Source organism: Flavobacterium anhuiense, from assembly GCF_004151235.1.
In the GTDB taxonomy this organism is placed as follows: domain Bacteria; phylum Bacteroidota; class Bacteroidia; order Flavobacteriales; family Flavobacteriaceae; genus Flavobacterium; species Flavobacterium anhuiense_A.
Window position 1 is genome coordinate 133,403 of the sequence record NZ_JUIV01000008.1, and the last position, 20,654, is coordinate 154,056.

The following is a 20,654-nucleotide window of genomic DNA, read 5'->3' on the forward strand; positions in this document are numbered from 1 at the left end:
TTACAGTTTTTTCGATTTATTGTAAAACCATGTTTTAACATGTTGTATTGCATAAATGTATTCTTTTTGTGAAAATAAGTTTACTAAAAAATGTGTTTTTTGTTAAATATTTTCTTATGTTTAATAAAAAAATTAATCTATGGCAAAAAACTACATTAGCTACCACTATTTTGTATTGTTTTTTATTTTTTTTACCCTCATTTCTTCAAAACTAACTGCACAATGTGCTGGTGATGATAATACGAATGAATTAATTTGTGACGTCTCTAATCCAATTTATCAATCGGTAAATTTATTTTCTTTATTAGGAGGTTCTCCAGTTCCTGGCGGAACATGGACAGGAAGCAGCAAGCAAGGTTTAGATGCTGCTAATGGTGTTTTGAACGCGCAACTTATTCTTGGCGGTGGAACGTATTATTATACTTATACTGCTCCAGCGACTTCAGGATGTACAGATAATAAGGCTGTCGTTACGATTACGATAGGTGCCTATGTGGGGGTTGGTTCGGAAGCGACAGTTTGTAATAAATATCGAACTTTTAATCTTTTTACAGCTTTTGATAGTAAAGTAATGGGACCTCATGTAAATGGAACATTTACAACCGCCGCAGGTATACCTGTGGAATCTACTATAAATATTGAGCAATACAAGGTCAAAACGACACTTAATTTCATTTATACTGTGCCAGCTGTGCTTGAATGTTCTCCTGACGAAAAGTCGACCAATGTACAGGTAACAGTTTATATAGCTCCAGAAGCAGGAGAAGCACAACATTTAGAATTGTGCGGTACTACCGATTTGGCAGCATATACCGATTTGAATTTAAATGATAGGCTTACTGGTGAAGACCCAGATGGAACGTGGACAGGTATCGGAATAACATCGGCAACGGATCATAATATTAATCTTCAAGAATTATTTGATGCAAATGGGCCAGGGGAATATTCTTATACGTATACTGTTTTAGCTGTTCCTAATAACTTTATATGTCCTGATGATAATGCTACTGTAAAAATATTGCTCGAAAAAAGACTTGATTTTACAGGATCTAAAATCGTGGTTAGTAAAGATATCTGCGAATCTGAAATTGCCACAGCAACGTATTCGGCTAAAATTACGCAAGGACCAGATTCTATACCTAATGGAGTATACGACGTTAGTTTTAGTGTTGTCGGACCGGGAGCGTCTGGATCTGAAACTGTAAGAGGAAATTTTGCAAATGGAGAATTTAACTTTCCAATTCGCTCGTCTTATTTTAAACAAGTGGGCCAATATACCATAACGGTTACGCGTATATTGTCAACATCAAGTAAAGGAAAATGTGTAAATATCTTTAGTCCGTTTTCAACTATTTTGACTATTTATCCATTACCGCGTTTGACTAATGCTACATTATCGGCGCTTCCTATTTGTCAAAATGATGATGCTACAATTCAAGTCACAGCGCCTCAATTGCTCGATGGAAATTACCGTATTTCTTATAACGTAAATGGAGATAATCTGGCTCTTGGCGAAATAGCAGAAATGCAGTCTGTTGGAGGAAAGGCTTCTTTTATAGTTCCAGGAAATTTGAATACAAGAAGCGGATTATCGGTAATTAGTATTTATAGCATCACTGATATTACAAATCCTTCTCCTCAATGCAGCAATACGGCAAATGTAGCAGGGAATTTAAATATAAATCCGCTTCCAAATGCAGTAACTGTGGTGGCAAAAGTTAATGATTTCTGTTTGAATGCGCCTGTTACTGTTGCAGTTTCTGGTTTAGGAAGCTTAACGAATGCCAGTATTTCTTATGCATTGTCTGAAAGCAATTCTTCATCCGTGCAAACTATTACAAAAGCAGTCACAAATGGAAAATTAGATTTTATTATTCCTGCCGAACTGCTTTTGAATACAGGCGCCACAAAAATCACATTACTGAATTTAACCAATACAGTGACAAATTGTGATGTAGATTTAATCAACATTACAGACGATTTTGTAATAAATCCAATTCCGCCAGCGCCAATTGTTGCAAATCAGCAGTTTTGTAAAGTTGATGAAGCAGTAATAGTCAACTTAGAGCCAAAAGGGGCGCAATATAAATGGTATAATTCGGCAACAGCAACAACACCGTTAGCAGTTGATTATGTTTTAAAAACAGAAGATTATTTCGTTAGAGAAACTTCAGCAGCGGGCTGTACTTCAGAACCAGCCAAAATTTCGGTAATTATAAACGATACGCCAGCTCCTGAAATGACAGAAACGCCAGACTTCTGCGGATTGGCAAATCCGAAAATAAGTGACCTTTCCAGTAAAACCAATGTTCCCACTACCGTTGCTTGGTATGATGCGGTAGATGGAAATTTACTGCCGTCAACCACATTATTAGTCCATAATGCAACTTATTACGGATATGATTTAAATGAAGTAACGAGATGCTTGTCTGAAAGTTACAGAGAAGTAAAAGTCTCTTTGCAAGACTGCGAGGTGGCTCAATACGAGTTTTTTATTCCAGACGGATTTTCGCCAAACGGAGATGGTGTAAACGATTCGTTTGTGATAAAAGATATTGAGTTTTTATACCCGAATTATACACTTGAAATTTATAATAGATACGGAAACGGAATGTATAAAGGAGATAATAGTAAACCGGCTTGGGATGGTAAAAATTATGAAAAAAGCGGTATCGCAGGAGGTGTCGCGCCCAACGGAGTTTATTTTTATGTATTGCATTTCAATAAAGACAATAAACCGCCAAAACAAGGCCGTCTTTATTTAAATCGATAAAACCTCTTTTTACATTTTAATACAGTTTTCAAATGAAAAAAATAATACTCCTTATAAATTTCTTCTTCTATTTATCGGTCTCTGCACAGCAAGATCCAGAATACACGCATTATATGTACAATATGAGCGTAGTCAATCCTGCTTATGCGACAGGTGTTCCTGCCATGATGAATTTTGGTGGATTGTACAGAACGCAATGGGTGGGCGCTTATGGGGCTCCAAAAACATTTACGTTTTTTGGACATACGGCGATTAATGATAAAATAGAAGCTGGTATTTCCTTTATTTCAGATGATATTGGAGATGGTGCCAAAAAAGAAAATAATGTTTACGCCGATTTTGCATATGTTTTAAAATTAGGCGGAAAAAATAAATTGTCGCTGGGCTTAAAAGCGGGATTTTCATCCATGCAAACCAATTTTTACGGATTTCGTTTTACAGATCCGCAGACGGATTTAGCTTTTGCAGAAAATATAAATGCAACCAAACCTAATATTGGAGTTGGAGCTTACTATTTTAGAGACAATCTCTATGTTGGATTATCTGCGCCTAATTTGCTGAAATCAAAATACATTGAAGAAAAATCAGGAATTAACGCTTTTGGTTCTGAAGAAATACACACTTTTTTGACGGCCGGTTATGTTTTTCAGGTTAGCGATAAGGTGAAGTTGAAACCAGCATTTATGTCAAAATTTGTAAAAGGAGCACCAATTACTTTAGACGTCACTGCGAATGTTTTGTATAATGAAAAGTTTGAATTTGGAGCTGCTTACAGAATTGATGATTCAGTTAGCGCTTTATTCAATATCAATGTTACGCCAACGCTGAGAGTGGGTTATGCCTATGATTATACGCTCACAAATTTCGGCCAGTTTAATTCAGGAACACATGAAATTATGCTATTGTTCGATTTGGATTTGTTAGGGAAAGGATTCGATAAATCACCAAGATTCTTCTAAAATGAAAAATATGAAAAAACTACTCGTTATTATATTCGTATTTTCAATACAGTTTATAAATGCACAGGATCAGGAATTGATTAGAGCAAAACGTTTTTTTGATAAAACGTATTACAGCGAAGCCATTATTTTATACCAAAAATTAGCTGACGAAAGGCCTTCGCAAGAAGTCATTAAAAACTTGGCCGATTCTTATTTCTATACCAATGATTTGGTTAAAGCCCAGCGTTATTATCGTTTTCTAATTGGCAATTACAGCAATAATTTAGACAGAGAATACTATTTTAGATATGCACAGACTTTAAAAGCAACAAATAGTATCGATGATGCAAATGCCAATTTAAAAGAATATTATGCTAAGTCTTCTAATCCAGAAGATCTTGCCAATTTTGAAAAAGAACTTAAAACTTTAGAAAATGTTACTGCAATCGGTAAGCGTTTTGAAATTAAAAACCTTGCTATAAATACGCCAAATTCTGAATTCGGAGCGGTTAAATACAAAGAGAATCTAGTTTTTGCAGGAGTGAAACTAAAGCCGGGTTTATTTGATAAAAAGTTTAAATGGGATAACGAAACCTATTTAAATTTGGTTTCAATTCCTTTAAAGAACATCAATTCGGCAGATTCTATCATTCATTATTTTGCGAAAGAACTGAAAACTGGAATGCATGAATCGAATGCTGTTTTTACAAAAGATGGCAAAACCATGTATTTTACGAGAAATAATTCTAAAAACGGAAAGAAGAAAAAAGACGACAAAAAAATCTCTAATCTTCAGATTTTTAAAGCAGAATTGGTAGAAGGAAAATGGACAAACGTTACGGCGCTTCCATTCAACAGTCCAAATTATTCTGTTGAGCATCCCGCTTTGAGTGCCGATGAAAAAGTATTGTATTTTGCTTCAGACATGCCGGGTTCTTTGGGATCATTTGATATTTATTCGGTAAACATAAATAAAGGAGCATTTGATACTCCGAAGAATTTAGGGCCGCAAATTAATACCAATAAGAGAGAACAGTTTCCTTTTGCCTCCACAGACAATAAATTATATTTTTCATCAGATGGACATTTAGGTTACGGATCATTAGATGTTTTTGTTTCTGAAATAAATGGAAATGACTATTCAAAACCAGTAAATGTTGGACTTCCATTAAACTCTAATTTAGATGATTTTGCGTTCAACGTTGATTCGAATACCAAAGAAGGATTTTTCGCGTCGAATAGAGAAGGAGGAAAGGGAAGCGACGATATTTATCAATTCAAAGAAATAAAAGATTTGATTGTTGAAGATTGCAAACAGTTTATTGCTGGAACAATTACAGATGTAGATACGCAATTAGTTCTAGAAAACGCAACGGTATTATTGCAAGATTCAGAAAATAAAACCTTAAATACAATCACAACTTCGGCTGACGGAAAATTCAGTTTTACGGTTGCCTGTGAGACTTCGTATAAGATTAGCGCTTTTAAAGAAAACTATACCAATGCTTCTAAAATATTGACCTTAGATAAAACTAGAGATAAAGTTAACGATGCTTCTTTGGCCTTGAGATCTTTAGAAGCCATCAAAAAAGAAGAAAAACAAATTGCTGAAAATAAGAGAAAACAGGAAATTATTATTGAAGAAGAAAATAAGAAAAAAGAAGCTTTGGCTGCGCTTGAATTAAAAGAAAAAGAGAAAAAAGCCAAAGACGCGGCTATAGTTGCGGCCGAAATTAAAAAGAATGAAAAAGTAAAAGAGATTTTAGCTAAAGAAAAAGATGTTGTCAAAGACAAAGACCGTTTAATCATTAAAACAGACCCGATTTACTTTGATTATGATTTGTGGTACATTAGAAAAGAATCCAAAGTGATTTTAGGCAGAGTGGTTGAATTAATGAAAAAATATCCTGAAATGGTAATCGAAATTGGATCGCATACAGATTCAAGAGGAAATGAAAAATACAATGCCGATTTATCTCAAAAAAGGGCCAACTCAACTAGAGAGTTTATCATACAATCTGGAATTGAAGTCAAAAGAGTTTCAGCAAAAGGCTACGGAGAATCGGTTCCAATTATAAAATGCAAAACAGACGAATCGTGCTCAGAAGAAGAGCATGAATTGAATAGAAGATCTGAATTTGTAATTAAAAATTTATAAAATTATACTATGAAGAGAATCTTTTTTCTTTAATTTTATAGTGATATCAACAAAATGAAAAATATTATGAGAAATCTAGCCTTGTCTTGTTTGCTTTTATCCGTTATTGGATTGCAAAGCTGTAAAAATGAAGAAAAACAAAAAGCTGCCGAAGCTGCAAAAGCTGAAGGAGAAACAGTAGTAAGCACTGCATGCTACAAAGCAATTTATGAAAAGGATACAATAGATTTAAAATTGAACACTTTAAAGAACGGAAAATTATCTGGAGATATGGTTATGAGAGTGGCGCCTTCAACTGTTAGAACGGGTGAAGTTGCAGGAGAGTTTCATGGAGATACGCTGTTTGTAGATTATACTTTTAAGGACAACGTAAACGGAGACAAAACATTCAAGAATCCGATGGCGCTTTTAAAACGCAATAATCAGCTTATTTTAGGAAACGGAACGATGCAGACAACAATGGGAGTTACTTATTTAGTAAAAGATAAACCAATTGATTTTGAAAGCGTAAAGTACAAATTTGATGCCGCTGAATGCGCTGCTAAATAAAGAAGAAAGATTTGAGAGGCAAGATGTTTCTCTACAAAAATAAAACGAAGCTGTCTCAAAAGGACAGTTTTTTTATTGAACAGAAATATTTATAACATTTTTTTTGATCTGTAAAAACCCCAGCGGGGTGAAATGTTTATAGAATTGGTAATATCAAAAATGGATTAAGCTCCAGAGGAGCGACATATTTTTTCTGTAGACTTAATATATGACGCTCCTCTGGAGCTTTATGTTGTAATCATTTATTCTTTTACTATAAATATTTTGCTTCTCTGAAGCTTTTAAAAAAAAATAGCCGTCCATTTGAGACAGCTATTTTTGTTATTTTTAGATTTTAAATTCTTATTGGACTTCACCCTTAATTTTAAGAGCTACTCTTCCGTCAGGATAGTTTACTGCGTTTGTTTCAACAGTAATAGTTTTACGGATAGGTCCTGCGACCATATTATATTTTACATCGATTTTTCCTTTTTTGCCCGGCTGAATTGCTGCCGCTGGTTTTGTTACGATGATAGAACTTACTGTAGATTCTGCACCTGTAATTAATAAAGGAGCATCTCCAGTGTTTGTAAATTCAAAGGAACGAAGCCCATTGTCACTTTTAGAAATTTTTCCATAATCAATTGTATTATCAGGGGCTGCAAATTCAATTTTTGGGCCGTTTTGCGCATAACTTATTGCACTAAACAATAAGACTGCAATAAAAGAGGCTGCATTTTTCATATGAAATCTTTTTTTAATTGTAAGTAAATATACATTCTTTTAATTAACACACAAATTATTATTTCTCTTTTTATAGTCTACTTAATTATTTACTTTTGCTGTCAGTTATAAATACAAAAATTGAACCATTTTTTTGTTTAACTGTTTAATCGTTTATTTGTTTTGATCGTTGAGATTGATTTGTAAATGATTTTTTTAAACAGAAAATAAGAAAATAAATCAATTTGAACTCGATGATCAAAACCGATTAAACGGTTAAACAAATTAACGATTAAACAACCCTAGTAAATGACAATTCCAGCACAATTTGACGCTAAGACGATTGAGAGTAAATGGTATGATTACTGGATGAAAAACAACTATTTTCATTCAGAACCAGATCATAGAACACCGTACACCATTGTAATCCCGCCGCCAAACGTCACTGGAGTCCTTCACATGGGACATATGTTGAATAATACGATTCAGGATGTTTTAATTCGTAGAGCACGTCTTAAAGGTTTCAACGCTTGTTGGGTACCTGGAACAGATCACGCTTCTATTGCTACTGAAGCGAAAGTGGTTGCAAAATTAAAAGCAGAAGGAATCAATAAAAATGATTTAACTCGCGAAGAATTCCTAAAACATGCTTGGGAATGGACAGATAAATACGGAGGAACAATCTTGGAGCAACTTAAGAAATTAGGTGCTTCATGCGATTGGGAACGTACTAAATTTACAATGGATCCAGATATGTCTGCATCTGTAATTAAATCGTTTGTAGATTTATACAACAAAGGTTTAATCTACAGAGGATACCGTATGGTGAATTGGGATCCAGAAGCAAAAACCACTCTTTCTGACGAAGAGGTAATTTATGAAGAACAACAAGGAAAATTATTTTTCTTAAAATATAAAATTGAAGGTTCAGAAGATTTCTTGACCATTGCTACAACGCGTCCAGAAACTATTTTTGGAGATACTGCCATCTGTATCAATCCGAACGATGAGCGTTTTACACATTTAAAAGGTAAAAAAGCAATCGTTCCAATTTGCGGAAGAGTTATTCCAATTATCGAGGACGAATATGTTGACATTGAATTCGGAACAGGATGTTTGAAAGTAACACCTGCGCACGATATGAACGACAAAACGTTGGGTGAAAAACACAACCTTGAAATCGTTGATATTTTTAACGAAGACGCTACATTAAACAGCTTCGGATTGCACTATCAAGGAAAAGACCGTTTTGTAGTTCGTAAGGAAATTGAAAAAGAACTTCAAGAAATTGGCGCTTTAGCTAAAACAGAAACTCACTTAAATAAAGTAGGAACTTCTGAAAGAACAAAAGCGGTAATCGAGCCAAGATTATCTGATCAATGGTTCTTGAAAATGGAAGAATTGGTAAAACCAGCAATTAAATCGGTTTTAGAAACCGGAGACATTAAATTGCATCCAAAACGTTTCGAAAACACTTATGCGCATTGGTTAAACAACATTCGCGATTGGAATATTTCTCGTCAATTATGGTGGGGACAACAAATTCCGGCGTACTATTACGGAGACGGAAAAGAAGATTTCGTAGTAGCTGAAAGTATCGAAGAGGCGCTAGTTTTAGCAAAAGAAAGAACTAACAACCAACAACTAACAACCGACAACCTTAAACAAGATGTTGATGCGTTAGATACATGGTTCTCATCTTGGTTATGGCCAATGTCTGTTTTTGGAGGAATTATGGATCCAGAAAGTCCAGATTTTAAATACTACTATCCAACGAATGATTTGGTTACAGGTCCGGATATTTTATTTTTCTGGGTGGCAAGAATGATTATTGCAGGTTACGAATATGCAGACGAAAAACCATTTACAAATGTGTACTTAACTGGTTTAGTTCGTGATAAACAACGTCGTAAAATGTCTAAATCATTAGGAAACTCTCCTGATCCTTTAGACTTGATCGAGAAATTTGGTGCCGATGGTGTTCGTGTAGGATTGCTTTTAAGTGCTTCTGCAGGAAACGATATTATGTTTGACGAAGAATTATGCCTTCAAGGAAAAGCGTTCTCAAACAAAATCTGGAATGCTTTCAAACTGATTAAAGGTTGGGAAGTTTCTGAAACTATCGCACAGCCAGAATCATCAAAAGTAGCAATCGAGTGGTACGAAGCGAAATTGCAGCAGACTTTAGTTGACATTGAAGATAATTTCGAGAAATACAGAATTTCAGATTCTCTTATGGCAATCTATAAATTGGTTTGGGATGACTTCTGTTCTTGGTTCTTAGAAATGATTAAACCAGCTTACCAACAGCCAATTGATAGCGTAACTTTCGCGAAAGCGATCGAAATGCTAGAAAACAATTTGAAGTTGTTGCATCCGTTCATGCCTTTCTTAACTGAAGAAATTTGGCAGTTAATTACTGAAAGAACACCAGAAGAAGCTTTAATTGTTTCGACTTGGCCAGAAGTAAAACCGTTTGATGCAAAATTAATTGCTGATTTCGAAAATTCTATTGAAGTAATTTCGGGAATTAGAACCATCAGAAAAGACAAAAATATTCCGTTTAAAGATGCAATCGAATTAAAAGGAATCAACAGTGAAAATGTTTCTACTTATTTTGATTCAATTATTACGAAATTAGGAAACGTTTCTGCTTTCGAATATGTTTCTGAAAAAGTAGACGGCGCTTTGTCTTTCCGTGTAAAATCTAATGAATATTTCATTCCGATTACTGGAAATATTGACGTTGAAGCAGAAATTGCAAAACTGACAGAAGAATTGAATTATACAAAAGGATTCTTGAAATCGGTTGAAGCGAAACTTTCAAATGAGAAATTCGTTAACGGAGCTCCGGAGAAAGTACTTAATTTAGAAAAACAAAAACAAGCTGATGCTTTAGCAAAAATTGCTACAATCGAGCAGAGTTTGGCTGGTTTGAAATAAGAATCAATTAGTTTATAAAAAAACGACAGGCTTCGAAACCTGTCGTTTTTTTATATTTCGTAAAAATTATCTTTTATGTAGAAAACGGTGTCTATAAATTGGAGTATGCCATTTTCTGTCAATACATTTTCGTCGTGAAGATCTTCAAGAATAATTCCTAAGTCAGGATTATAATAATCGTTGTTTTTGGTATTTAGAAAACCGTTTACAAGCATAAACTTTTTTACGACTTCCAGATCTGTTGGTTCAGTTGCTTTAACAAAAGGCTGTTCGACAACTGCATATATAACATCATCATTTTTGAAAAAGCCTAATAAACTGTATGCTGTATCTGGGAAAAAGAAGTTATTTAATAATAAATTATTGAAGTAATCTATCCAAGAATTGTAATAAATAGAATCATTAAGCTTGATTACATGCTTTCCGTCTTTCAAATAGACTTTTTGCTCTGCTCCTTCAGAAAGGTAATCTTCAAGATTAATATCTAGAATCCAAAGACTATTTAATTCTATAAATCTTTCTAAGGTCTCTTTTTCTTGTTTTTTGAAACGCTTGAATTCTTTAGCCATTGTACTTGAGCTTTGGCTTCTTCTAAGGTAACTGGCTGCTGCTTGGATAATTGTTCCATGCTTAACTTTGCTCTTTCCTGAAATGATAAGTTGTAATTCATGTTTCATATTGTTAAATGCAAAAATAGTGCATTTTATTAAAAAACAAAACAAAAGTAAGTTTTGTATTACTTTATTTCTTCTTCAAAACCAAAAACAAAGGATAAGAAACAATCGCAATACCAACAATGATAATAAAACTTTTAGGATCACTGTAAATAAATCCAGCAAGTAAAGCAATAGAAAATATTATGGCTATTATTGTGGTCCACGGATACCAAAAAGAATGATAAGGTCTCGGTAAGTCTGGTTCGGTAGTTCTTAGTTTTAAAAGGGAATAATACGCCAATCCCCAAACGATTATGGAGATAAAAGCGGCGAATGAAAACAAAACTTCAAAAGAACCAATGCAGATTAAAAACAAGCTAAAAAATGATGAAACCAAAAGCGCTACAATTGGTGTTCCGCCTTTATTGACTTGAGTTCCTTTTTCGATAAAAAATCCGTCACGGCTTAATCCGTACAAAATTCTTGGAGGAATCATCATAAAGGCATTCAAAATACTGATTAAAGAGAAAATCGAAATTACCGTTACGATTTTAGCTCCGCTTTCGCCAAAAAGAATTTTAGCAACATCAGCAGCGGCAAGATTAGATTTTGCTAGTGTTTCGATTGGCAGTACATGAAAAAATGCGGCATTTACCAAAATATAAATGGCTACAACAAGTAAAACTCCGCTGTATAAAGATTTCGGAATATTTTTGTTTGGATTTTCATTTTCTTCAGCAAAAAAACAAACAGCATTCCAGCCATTGTAAGTCCCGATAATTAGTTGCAATGATTTGAAAAATCCAAAAATTAGTCCGATTTGAAAAATAGAATTATCGGTTTTAATTGACGGAACTTCAACTCCAGAATACATAAAACAAGCCACAACCAAAGCCACAAAACAAATCACTTTTAATAAACTGGTAATCTGTTGAATCAAGCTTCCGTTTTTTACACCACTTAAATGCAGCAATACAAATGCTATTAATAAAGAAATGGACATTACTGTTGCATAATTGGCCAATTGTGGAAATAGAATGATAGTGTATTCACTAATTACAATGCAATAAAAAGCAGGAGGAATGGCATTTACAATATAATCGTACCAGCCAGAAAGAAACCCAGCGTATTCGCCTAAAGCTCTTTTAATGTAATTGTAAGATCCGCCAGCTTTTGGCAGCATTGTAGCCAGTTCTGAATACGAATTGGCTCCCAATAAAACATAAAAACCTCCAAATAGCCAAGAAGCAAGAATTAGCCAATAGTTATTTAGCATTTCGGCAATAGTTCCTGGCGTGCGTAAAATGCCAACTCCAATTGTTCCTCCAATTAAAACAGCAATATTAAAGCTGAGACCTAAAGTTTTTTGCAATTGATTTTTTGGAGAATCTGACATTTTTGATTTTTTTAGGGAATACTATTGCACGCAAAAATAGTGTTAATTGAATTAGAATTGGACTTAAAATATAAATCCCAAGATTTTCTATTTCAAGAGAAATAGAAAATCTTGGGATAAATCAAAAAAAACATCTAATTCAATATTTTAGAACTTGTATCGCAAGCTTGTCATAACCTGACGAGGAGCAATTGGGTTCACACTATAGTTTTCGTGAACAGTATAGTTTAATTCGTTTGTAATGTTTGATAATTTGCAAAGTACAGACCATTTTCTCCAAGTATACCCAACAGATGCATCAATTGTAGCATAACCTTCTAATGGAATTTCTCTGTGCCAGATTCCATCTGGTCTTTTAGAATCATATTGGTTGTTCCATCCTCCAATTCTGTCTCCAATATAATTTCCTATTGCACCAACAGAAACGCCTTTAAAGAATCCTTCTTGCAAAGTATAAAAGAAACTTAAATTTGCTGTGTTTGATGGCGTTCTTGCTACACGGTCACCTTCAATAAAACTTCCGTTTAATCCTGAAGTTTTAGTGTAACGCATATCATTATAGCTATATCCTGCAATAATACTTAAGCCTTCAACAGGTCTTGCGGTAACATCAACTTCAACTCCTTTGCTTTTTGTTTCTCCACTTAAAAGTTTGATGGTGCTATCATTATTTTCGCTTCCATCTGCTTTATACGGTGCCATTTGTGCAAAATTGCTATTAGTAATTTGGTAAACCGTAACATTTGTGCTCAATAAACCTTTAAAGAAATCTGTTTTTACTCCAACTTCATATTGATCAATAATAGAAGCTTCAAGAGGTTGTAAGTCAACAGTTGTTCCTGTATTTGGTGTAAAAGAAGTTGAATAGCTTCCAAATACTGAAATATCTTTTGTTGGCTGATACACTAATCCTGCTTTAGGAGAAAATGCATTATCTAAACGTTTTGGAGTAACTGTTGGAACTGCATCTTCTGGATTTCCAGCACCAGTTTTAGTTTCTTTATAAGTGCTAACTTCAGCTTCTTGCCAAGACCATCTTAAACCTGCCAATACTTTGAATTTATCTGTAATTGAAATGAAATCTTGAAAATAAACTCCAAAACGATTTGTGTCTGTTTTTGTAATTTGAGTAGCTCTTGCATTCGGAATGTCATTTCGTTGTGTTGACGGATCAAAATCATAGAGATAAATAGTGTCATAAATACTTGGATCGTATGTTTTTGGAGTACCGTCAGGATTTCTGCTAGTTACTAAATATTTCTCATTAAAAGCGTAAGTATAAGCAGTTGCAAACGAATTTTCCCAGTCTACACCAGTAAAAATTTGATGTTTTACAGATCCAGTATTAAAGTTCCCCTGAAGACTTAATTGATCTCCTAAAATTTGCTCTAAGTTTTGCCCCTGAGTTAGTCCTCTATTCCAGTAACCTGGAATTGGATATGTTTTAGTGTCATCTAAATTTGATAGTTGAGCTGTAGATTTTTGTGTTCTATTGTATGTTTGATAAGAACTATTGAAGTTCAGTTTCCAATTTTTATTGAAATCGTGATTTAATAATATAGAAGCACTAGAAGATTTCGTTGTACCATTTGACCAAAGCGCTCCGTAGAAAGCATTACGAGGCAAGTCTAAAATTTCTTTTCCGATAATTCCAGTTCCGAAATCAGGTGTCCAATCTGCAGTTAAATAATCTCCTTGAACTGTGATTTGAGTTTTTGGATTAATAATAAAAAGCAAAGACGGATTAATGTACAAACGTTCATTTTTTACCACATCTCTAAAGCTTTCTGAATTCTCGTAAGAACCATTAATTCTAAATGCAATTGATTTATTTAGTCCTCCATAAAAATCAAATGCTGGTTTGTAATATGCATAACTTCCTATCTGCATTGAGATTTCTCCACCACTTTTAAATTGAGGAGTTTTGGTTACTAAGTTAACAATACCTCCCGGCGCGACGTTTCCGAATAATAAAGCTGAACCCCCTTTTAAGAACTCTACTTTATCTAAACCCGAAACATCTGGAATTGAGCCTGAATTGTAACGGAATCCGTTTTTAAACATGTTATTTGCAGACATGTCATAACCTCTTGAAAAGAAAGATTCTTGCGCACCACCACGAGCAGAACTTACATAAACACCATTGGCATTTTTAAGAACTTCGCTTAATCTGATAGCTTGCTGCTGTTCGATGATTTCAGAACCAATTACTTGAATGCTTTGAGGATTATCCATCGGTTTTAAGCCAGAACGAACTGCTGTTACAGGTTTTGGTTCTTTTGTTTTGGTAACCACAACCTCGTTTAGAATTTCTCCTTTTTTATTTTTTACAGTATCAGTAACAGATGAAGTAGTTTCATTGCTTGAATAATCTTGGCCGTAAGAGACAAAACTTAATAATCCTAATGCAAATAGTAAATTATATTTCATGGTATTTATTTAGATTCAATAAAAATTATCGATTGCAAATATAAAGACACAGACTCTTTAACAGAAAATTATGAGACATTTTTCTTTCTTAAAATTTTATTATTTTTATCTTAAGATTTGCTTAAGAATTTTATAATTTTATTTTAATTTAGTATAAATAACAACAAAAAAAACCTTGCCGTCTAGCAAGGTTTTTTTAATTGAAATTAAAAACTAAAGAATGAAGTTTAATTATTTTATTGCAATATGATAAGTGGCCATTTTCCAGACTTCATCGTATTTTTTTCCATTGTGTTCGCCCGATGATTTATCTGTGTGAGCATATTCTACCATATAATTTCCAGACCATATAGGCGTAAAAGAGAATTCTCCTTTATCATTTGTCCATAATTCTTTTTCCCACCCGTTTGGAGCAATTACTTTAATTTTAGCCTCTTTTGCGATTGCTCCGTCATAAGAGGCAACACCAGTAATTTTAGTATCTTTTTTGGCTATATCTGCACTTTCTGAGAAAACAGCAATCTTATTGGTGTTTGAAGCAATATTATTTCCTGCAGCTTTATTTCCAACTACAACATTTGCACTAGAGTTGTAATCTAATTTCATAGTACCATATACATCTTTTACGGTATGATGCATTACAATAGTGTAAACTCCGTCTTCATCTGGTGTAAAGAAAGCTTGATATTTATTGTCTAAAGCTTTAGAAGTTAATTTAGTCTCTTTTTTTGATGGAGAAATTACAACTAAAGAGAAATCTTTTAAATCAGAAAACCATTTATCAGCTTTTGTAATGTCGTTATCAGAGAACTCTCCAAAATAAACAGAAATTTCTTGAGCTTTTCCTTTTGTTCCTGTTGCTTTAGTTTCGATCCAAAGTGCATGAGCAAAAAGCTGAGGTGCAGCAAAAAGCATTAAAAATAAAAAGCTTAGTGTTTTTAAAGTATTTGATTTCATAAGATCAAGTTTAAATTATTAGAATGATATTTTACAAACATAAGTTTTATTTAGAATAATTAAAAATAAAAACTCAAAATCTATTGCATATTATACGAATTTCAAGGTTTAGGAAATATTCAAAGTAAAAAAACTAAAGTCTTACTGTGAGGTTTACTAAGAAGTTTGCTGGAGTTTGAGCCATTCCGTAAGAATCCCAATATTTTGTATTGGTTAAATTGTTGAATTTAACCCCAAGCCTCCATACAGGTCTATCGTAAAATACAGTTGCGCTGTAAATAGAGTAGGAAGGAGCATAAAAGCTTTCATCTTCAAATTTGTATTGTTTGTCCACATAATTTCCTCCAAAACCGAAGCCCAAGTATTTCAATGTGTTTTGAAATTTATACGAAAGCCAAAAGTTCACCACATTTTCTGGCGCGCCACTGGCTTTGTTGCCTTCAATGGAAGCGTCAGACGACTTAATGATACGGTTATCATTATAAGCATAACCAGCCGTCAAGTTTAAGCCGTTTATTGGATTGGCAATAAGTTCAAAATCAATTCCTTTACTTACTTGTTTTCCATCCTGAATGTTATATCCATCAGGATTTGTTCTTGTTGCATTATCAATTGTAATGTTGTAATAACTAAGAGTTGTGCTTAATTTTTTATTGAATGCTTCTACTTTTACACCACCTTCATATTGATTAGCATAAATTGGTTTTAAAATTAATATTGATCCGTCTGGCTGATTTACTGGCCCAGAGTTTTGAAAACCATTCATATAATTTCCAAATAAAGAAACTTGATCTTTAACCACTTCATATACCAAACCTAATTTTGGAGACAAAGCAGTCTGATTGTATCCGTCTGTATCTTCTATTTTTTTCTGAACAAAGTTATCCAAACGAAGACTTAACATAACAGACAAACGATCTGTAAAACTGACTACATCTGAAGCATAGACACTTAAAGTCTCTTCATTTGGAACGCCAAACTGCATTTCTTTCAATTTTGGATCTACGTCGCTTTTTCGAATTGGTTCGAAATCTGCCGTTACATCAATTTCATCTAATACTTGTGTGGTAGCATACTTAAATGTTGCTTTTGTAAATCTGTAATTGATGCCTGTTAAGAGTTTATGTTTGATGCTTCCTGTTGAAAACTCACCATTAATATTTTCTTGAAAATTGGTAAAGTTATTGTGAATTGGCCCAAAACGCGATACCATTCTTTGAACTTCTGTTGGCGATTTCCATGAAGTGTAGTATTGATAACTATGATCAACACGCTCGTCTACTAGGGAGAATAATGTTGTAGATTTCCAGTTGTCAGAAAGTTTATATTCTGCCTGAGCAAATATTTTAGGAGAACTTGTTTTTGCATCAAGATCATCTGCAAATAAGCTCGTTCTGTAATCTACTTTTAGATCTGTTGGGTTGGTAAGCCCTGCCGCATAAGAACGTCCGTAAGTGGGACGTGTGTTGTTGGTGTTGAAAATTTCTGTGTCTAAACTCAGCGTTAATCTGTCGGTTGCTTTATAGATAATGCTCGGTGCAAATAAGACCGTTTTATTAAAACCATAATTTAAGAAACTATTTTCTGTATTGGCCGAAGCATTCATTCTAAACAAAACCTTTTTGTTCTGAGTCAAAGGCATGTTAAAATCTACCGCAACGCGCTGCAGTCCAAAACTTCCTCCTGTGTAAGAGATCTCAGTTTTACTAGTTTCAAAAGGCTTTTTGGTTACCAGGTTTACGACTCCTCCAAACGAAGAAACAGAAGAACCAAACAAAGTTCCAGAAGGTCCTTTTAGCACCTCGATTCGTTCGGCATTATCAATTGAGATTGAGCTTCGTCCAGAAAGAGTCTCCATCCCGTTTCGAGCGTTTACACCGGAGCTGAATCCTCTAAAACTAATTTCAAGTCCGCCAGAAGGATATATTTTTGAGATTGCGCCCGTAGCATTTTGAACCGCACTTCTTATTTCAACCGCAATTTGCTCTTGTAATAGCTCTTTGTGAATAACATTATAAACCTGAGGATTTTCCAGGTTCTTTAATGGCATTCTGGCAACATAATCGGTCTTTTTTGATAAGTTGCTTTTCTTGCCATTTACTACAACTTCATTCAATTCCTTATTAGAAACTTTTAATTGCAAATTAGTGGTAATGGTTTCATACTCAGCGACAATTATATCTCTTTCAAGCGTTTCATAGCCTGATAGAGATACCTGTATATTGTAGGAGCCAGGTTTTACTCTGTTAAATTCAAAACTGCCGTCATCATTAGAAACGGTGCCATATTTAGTGTTTTTAAGGATAATATTTACACCAGCTGCGGCATCGCCATCAGATGTTGTAATTGTTCCTTTAATTTTTCCGTGGTTTTGTGCAAAGGCAGATAAAAACGAAAATAGAAAACTGATTGAAAATAGAAAACGTGAAGTTTTCAAACTAAGGTAATTCATTACTATTTTAAATTTGGTTTATAATAAATTTATTTAGAATAAATAAAAACAATGCAAATGTAAAAATTAAAATAACTTTAATGATTTTATTTTTTGCCTTTTATGAATGAAATTGTTAAATGTTGATTTTAGAGCGATTAATCAAAATTCTTATTACGAGTTGTAGTGAGATAAACTATAAAAAGACTTAATTTTGCAGTCTGAAAAATGACTTCATGATTTTACCATTCTTTAAAAAGATTCAAAATACGCCCAAAGGATATCGTATTGCCAATACCGTTTTTTTCTTTCTTTCTGGTTTTGGTTATTCTTCTTGGGTTTCGAGAATTCCACATATACAAGCTCAATTGAAACTTTCTGAAGCCGAATTCGGAGCTGTTTTATTTGCTTTTCCAATAGGTTTAATGTTAACAATGCCTTTTACAGGAAAACTGTTAAATAAATACAGCAGCCGTTATATCATGCTGCTTGGAGCGGTAATGTTCAATGTGGCTTTGTCTTTGCCGGGTTTAGCGGCATTTGTTTGGCAGCTGGTTATTATACTTTTATTTTTTGGAGCTTCTCGAAATATTTTCAATTTGTCTATAAATGCACAATCTCTTGAAGTGCAGAAATTATATCCAAAATCTATTATTACGCGTTTTCACGCCGTTTGGAGTATTGCTGTTTTTTCGGGAGCGGGATTAGGGTATGTAATGGTAACTCAGAAAATTGCACCATCGCATCATTTATTGGGAGTGAGTATTTTTATGTTGGCGCTGACGGCTTGTTTTTATCCAATGAGCATTCACAACGAACCTGTTCCGGTTAAAAAGAAGTTCTTCTCAATGCCAGAAAAAAATCTGATAAAATTTGCCATGATCTGTTTTGTGTCAATGGCTTGCGAAAACACAATGTACGATTGGAGCGGAATTTATTTCGAAAATATCCTGAAAGCTTCTCCAAAATTAACCAGTGCCGCGTTTGTGTTTTTTGCTTCGGCAGTAACTTTAGGACGTATTTTTGGCGATTATGGTGTAATGAAATTTGGAACTAAAAAAATCCTTCTTTACAGCGGAATCTTAATAACAGCAGGTTTCGGAATTTGTTTTATCATGCCGTATGCTTACCCAACTATTTTCGGTTACGTTTTAATCGGATTTGGGGTTTCTTGCGTAGTTCCGTTGGTGTTTAGCATTGCGGGAAGATCATCTAAATTAAGTACAGGTTCTGCTCTAACTTCAATATCTACAATTGGTTATTTAGGATTCTTACTAGTTCCGCCAATGGTTGGTTTTATTTCTGAATATCTAAGTATGAAATGGGCGTTTTTGGTAATGGCAATTTTAGGTGTGCTTATGATTTTAATGGTGAATAAGATTGGAGAGAATGAGTGATTTTTCGAGTTGCTGAGGTTCTTAGATACTAAGATTCTGAGGTTTTTTTAATATGGGCTATTTAACCTTTTTGTTTCTGACTAAGTATTTTTTCTTTTAATTTCTTGTCATGTTTTATACTCTTTATTTTAGAGTTAAGTATCCAATAAATTGCATATCCGAAAGCAATTGATATGATCACTGAAAATAAATTGATACCCCAAAAAGCTAGGGAAGCAATTACCAAAATGAAAAAAAAGATTTCTATATAATAAGTTTCTTTTTGTTGTGTGCGTTGCTTTATAATCATAATATTTCCACGTCTTTTCCCAATTCTTTCAATTACTTTTTTGGTAATTTTGTCAATGCTGTACATTTTATCAAGATCAGGTAGAGTAAAGCAAATACTAAATTCGAGTTCTAGTCTGTTCATAAAAGCGTAATACTTTTTAACACCTTTAAAAGAGTTTTTTATATTATCTTTTTTATGTGGAGGAAATGTTAGGAAATCTAGAAAATGAGATTCTTCAAAGTTTTCATTTGGCTTTTGTCTTTCTTCTTTAAAAATTTCAATAATCTTTTCTTTTATTTCAATTTCGGTCATTTCTTTACATTTAATGATGTTTATATTTTCTTTGGATTTAAGAAAATATTCCTTTCATTTTTCTTTTTCTATAATTTTATAAAATATAGTTTGTCTTCCTAACTATATAATTTACTTCTTCGTCATCACAAACTTCTCCGAACTCGGTTTCCCGTTCAAATTTCCAGAAATTTCTGCAGTTAAAGTATTATTAGCACCTTTTGTATAAGTGATTTTTTGAGGATAATCATGTTTCGGATTTTCGAAAACCAATTTTTGTTCTGTTTCAGAAGTAGAGGGGAAGAAAACTGGTTTATCGTCATTTTGACCTTTTACGGTTGCTTTATAAGTAAGCGTTTCGCCTAGCTGAGCCAAAATAATAGTTTCAAAATGCAAAGTGTCTTTTCCTTTAATGTAATAAGAAGAAGCGCTGAAAGTACTGTCGTTTAGCTTTTGCCAGTTTTCAGATAAAACGCCTTCAGGAGATTTATTTTCCCAATTCCCGATTAACCAGTCGGCTTTTTTGATTTTATCTTTTTCTACCGTTTCTTTTTTCTGGCAAGAAACTGCGGCTAATACAAGAGCTAAAAGAGTAATTTTCTGAAACATATTTATTAGGTTTTTGATAGTACTAATGTATGAAAAAAAATGTTTGCCACGAATTGCACTAATTTTCGCGAATTTCTTTTGTTATATCTGCCACAGATTAAAAGGATTAAAATGATTTTATCTCACGCAGATTTAGCAGATTCAGTAGAT

The 20,654-nt window shown here is 33.6% G+C and carries 14 protein-coding genes; 6 read left to right on the forward strand and 8 right to left on the reverse strand.

The features are described from left to right. Positions 1 to 139: 139 nt before the first annotated feature. The 4 genes from NU08_RS12045 (at position 140) to NU08_RS12060 (ending at position 6,421) form a co-directional block, all read left to right on the forward strand. The gene (locus tag NU08_RS12045) at positions 140 to 2,773 is read left to right on the forward strand and encodes a gliding motility-associated C-terminal domain-containing protein (RefSeq protein ID WP_129747331.1); all 2,634 of its coding nucleotides are present in this window, start codon (positions 140 to 142) and stop codon (positions 2,771 to 2,773) included. A 32-nt stretch (positions 2,774 to 2,805) separates the two neighbouring features. After that, positions 2,806 to 3,732 carry a type IX secretion system membrane protein PorP/SprF gene (locus NU08_RS12050; RefSeq protein WP_129747332.1) on the forward strand — a complete coding sequence of 309 codons (927 nt, stop codon included), beginning with the start codon at positions 2,806 to 2,808 and terminating at the stop codon, positions 3,730 to 3,732. 10 nt (positions 3,733 to 3,742) lie between these two features. Further along, positions 3,743 to 5,872, forward strand: a complete 2,130-nt coding sequence (locus NU08_RS12055) for an OmpA family protein (RefSeq protein ID WP_129747333.1) — start codon at positions 3,743 to 3,745, stop codon at positions 5,870 to 5,872. A gap of 66 nt (positions 5,873 to 5,938) precedes the next feature. After that, positions 5,939 to 6,421, forward strand: a complete 483-nt coding sequence (locus NU08_RS12060) for a hypothetical protein (protein WP_165352451.1) — start codon at positions 5,939 to 5,941, stop codon at positions 6,419 to 6,421. 342 nt (positions 6,422 to 6,763) lie between these two features. Here the strand turns inward: NU08_RS12060 and NU08_RS12065 are convergent, their stop codons facing one another. Next, entirely contained in the window at positions 6,764 to 7,144 is a 381-nt protein-coding gene (locus NU08_RS12065) for a DUF1573 domain-containing protein (protein WP_129747335.1), read from the reverse strand. Between the two features lie 288 nt (positions 7,145 to 7,432). Here NU08_RS12065 and NU08_RS12070 point away from each other — a divergent pair, with 288 nt between their 5' ends. Next, positions 7,433 to 10,066 carry a valine--tRNA ligase gene (locus tag NU08_RS12070; protein ID WP_129747336.1) on the forward strand — a complete coding sequence of 878 codons (2,634 nt, stop codon included), beginning with the start codon at positions 7,433 to 7,435 and terminating at the stop codon, positions 10,064 to 10,066. A gap of 50 nt (positions 10,067 to 10,116) precedes the next feature. Here NU08_RS12070 and NU08_RS12075 read toward each other — a convergent pair whose 3' ends face one another. The 5 genes from NU08_RS12075 to NU08_RS12095 form a co-directional block, all read right to left on the reverse strand. After that, positions 10,117 to 10,743, reverse strand: a complete 627-nt coding sequence (locus tag NU08_RS12075) for a hypothetical protein (protein WP_129747337.1) — start codon at positions 10,741 to 10,743, stop codon at positions 10,117 to 10,119. A 64-nt stretch (positions 10,744 to 10,807) separates the two neighbouring features. Continuing rightward, positions 10,808 to 12,118 carry an APC family permease gene (locus tag NU08_RS12080; RefSeq protein WP_129747338.1) on the reverse strand — a complete coding sequence of 437 codons (1,311 nt, stop codon included), beginning with the start codon at positions 12,116 to 12,118 and terminating at the stop codon, positions 10,808 to 10,810. A 147-nt stretch (positions 12,119 to 12,265) separates the two neighbouring features. After that, entirely contained in the window at positions 12,266 to 14,548 is a 2,283-nt protein-coding gene (locus NU08_RS12085) for a TonB-dependent siderophore receptor (RefSeq protein ID WP_129747339.1), read from the reverse strand. Between the two features lie 231 nt (positions 14,549 to 14,779). Then, positions 14,780 to 15,505, reverse strand: a complete 726-nt coding sequence (locus NU08_RS12090) for a DUF4198 domain-containing protein (RefSeq protein ID WP_129747340.1) — start codon at positions 15,503 to 15,505, stop codon at positions 14,780 to 14,782. 133 nt (positions 15,506 to 15,638) lie between these two features. After that, the gene (locus NU08_RS12095) at positions 15,639 to 17,957 is read right to left on the reverse strand and encodes a TonB-dependent receptor (RefSeq protein WP_129747341.1); all 2,319 of its coding nucleotides are present in this window, start codon (positions 17,955 to 17,957) and stop codon (positions 15,639 to 15,641) included. Positions 17,958 to 18,172: 215 nt separating this feature from the next. On the opposite strand from NU08_RS12095, the gene NU08_RS12100 reads away from it, so the two are divergent. Beyond that, on the forward strand, positions 18,173 to 19,333 hold the full coding sequence (locus tag NU08_RS12100) for an MFS transporter (RefSeq protein ID WP_129747342.1): 1,161 nt from the start codon (positions 18,173 to 18,175) through the stop codon (positions 19,331 to 19,333). Between the two features lie 61 nt (positions 19,334 to 19,394). On the opposite strand, the gene NU08_RS12105 is transcribed toward NU08_RS12100, so the two are convergent. Next, positions 19,395 to 19,916, reverse strand: coding sequence for a hypothetical protein (locus NU08_RS12105; protein WP_129747343.1), 522 nt, complete (start codon positions 19,914 to 19,916; stop codon positions 19,395 to 19,397). A 111-nt stretch (positions 19,917 to 20,027) separates the two neighbouring features. After that, positions 20,028 to 20,504, reverse strand: a complete 477-nt coding sequence (locus NU08_RS12110) for a DUF6265 family protein (RefSeq protein ID WP_129747344.1) — start codon at positions 20,502 to 20,504, stop codon at positions 20,028 to 20,030. Positions 20,505 to 20,654: the final 150 nt, after the last annotated feature.

Coding starts and splice junctions, on each gene's coding strand:
- NU08_RS12045 (WP_129747331.1), top strand. CDS start 140: ATGGCAAAAAACTACATTAGCTACCACTATTTTGTATTGTTTTTTATT.
- NU08_RS12050 (WP_129747332.1), top strand. CDS start 2,806: ATGAAAAAAATAATACTCCTTATAAATTTCTTCTTCTATTTATCGGTC.
- NU08_RS12055 (WP_129747333.1), top strand. CDS start 3,743: ATGAAAAAACTACTCGTTATTATATTCGTATTTTCAATACAGTTTATA.
- NU08_RS12060 (WP_165352451.1), top strand. CDS start 5,939: ATGAGAAATCTAGCCTTGTCTTGTTTGCTTTTATCCGTTATTGGATTG.
- NU08_RS12065 (WP_129747335.1), bottom strand. CDS start 7,144: ATGAAAAATGCAGCCTCTTTTATTGCAGTCTTATTGTTTAGTGCAATA.
- NU08_RS12070 (WP_129747336.1), top strand. CDS start 7,433: ATGACAATTCCAGCACAATTTGACGCTAAGACGATTGAGAGTAAATGG.
- NU08_RS12075 (WP_129747337.1), bottom strand. CDS start 10,743: ATGAAACATGAATTACAACTTATCATTTCAGGAAAGAGCAAAGTTAAG.
- NU08_RS12080 (WP_129747338.1), bottom strand. CDS start 12,118: ATGTCAGATTCTCCAAAAAATCAATTGCAAAAAACTTTAGGTCTCAGC.
- NU08_RS12085 (WP_129747339.1), bottom strand. CDS start 14,548: ATGAAATATAATTTACTATTTGCATTAGGATTATTAAGTTTTGTCTCT.
- NU08_RS12090 (WP_129747340.1), bottom strand. CDS start 15,505: ATGAAATCAAATACTTTAAAAACACTAAGCTTTTTATTTTTAATGCTT.
- NU08_RS12095 (WP_129747341.1), bottom strand. CDS start 17,957: ATGAATTACCTTAGTTTGAAAACTTCACGTTTTCTATTTTCAATCAGT.
- NU08_RS12100 (WP_129747342.1), top strand. CDS start 18,173: ATGATTTTACCATTCTTTAAAAAGATTCAAAATACGCCCAAAGGATAT.
- NU08_RS12105 (WP_129747343.1), bottom strand. CDS start 19,916: ATGACCGAAATTGAAATAAAAGAAAAGATTATTGAAATTTTTAAAGAA.
- NU08_RS12110 (WP_129747344.1), bottom strand. CDS start 20,504: ATGTTTCAGAAAATTACTCTTTTAGCTCTTGTATTAGCCGCAGTTTCT.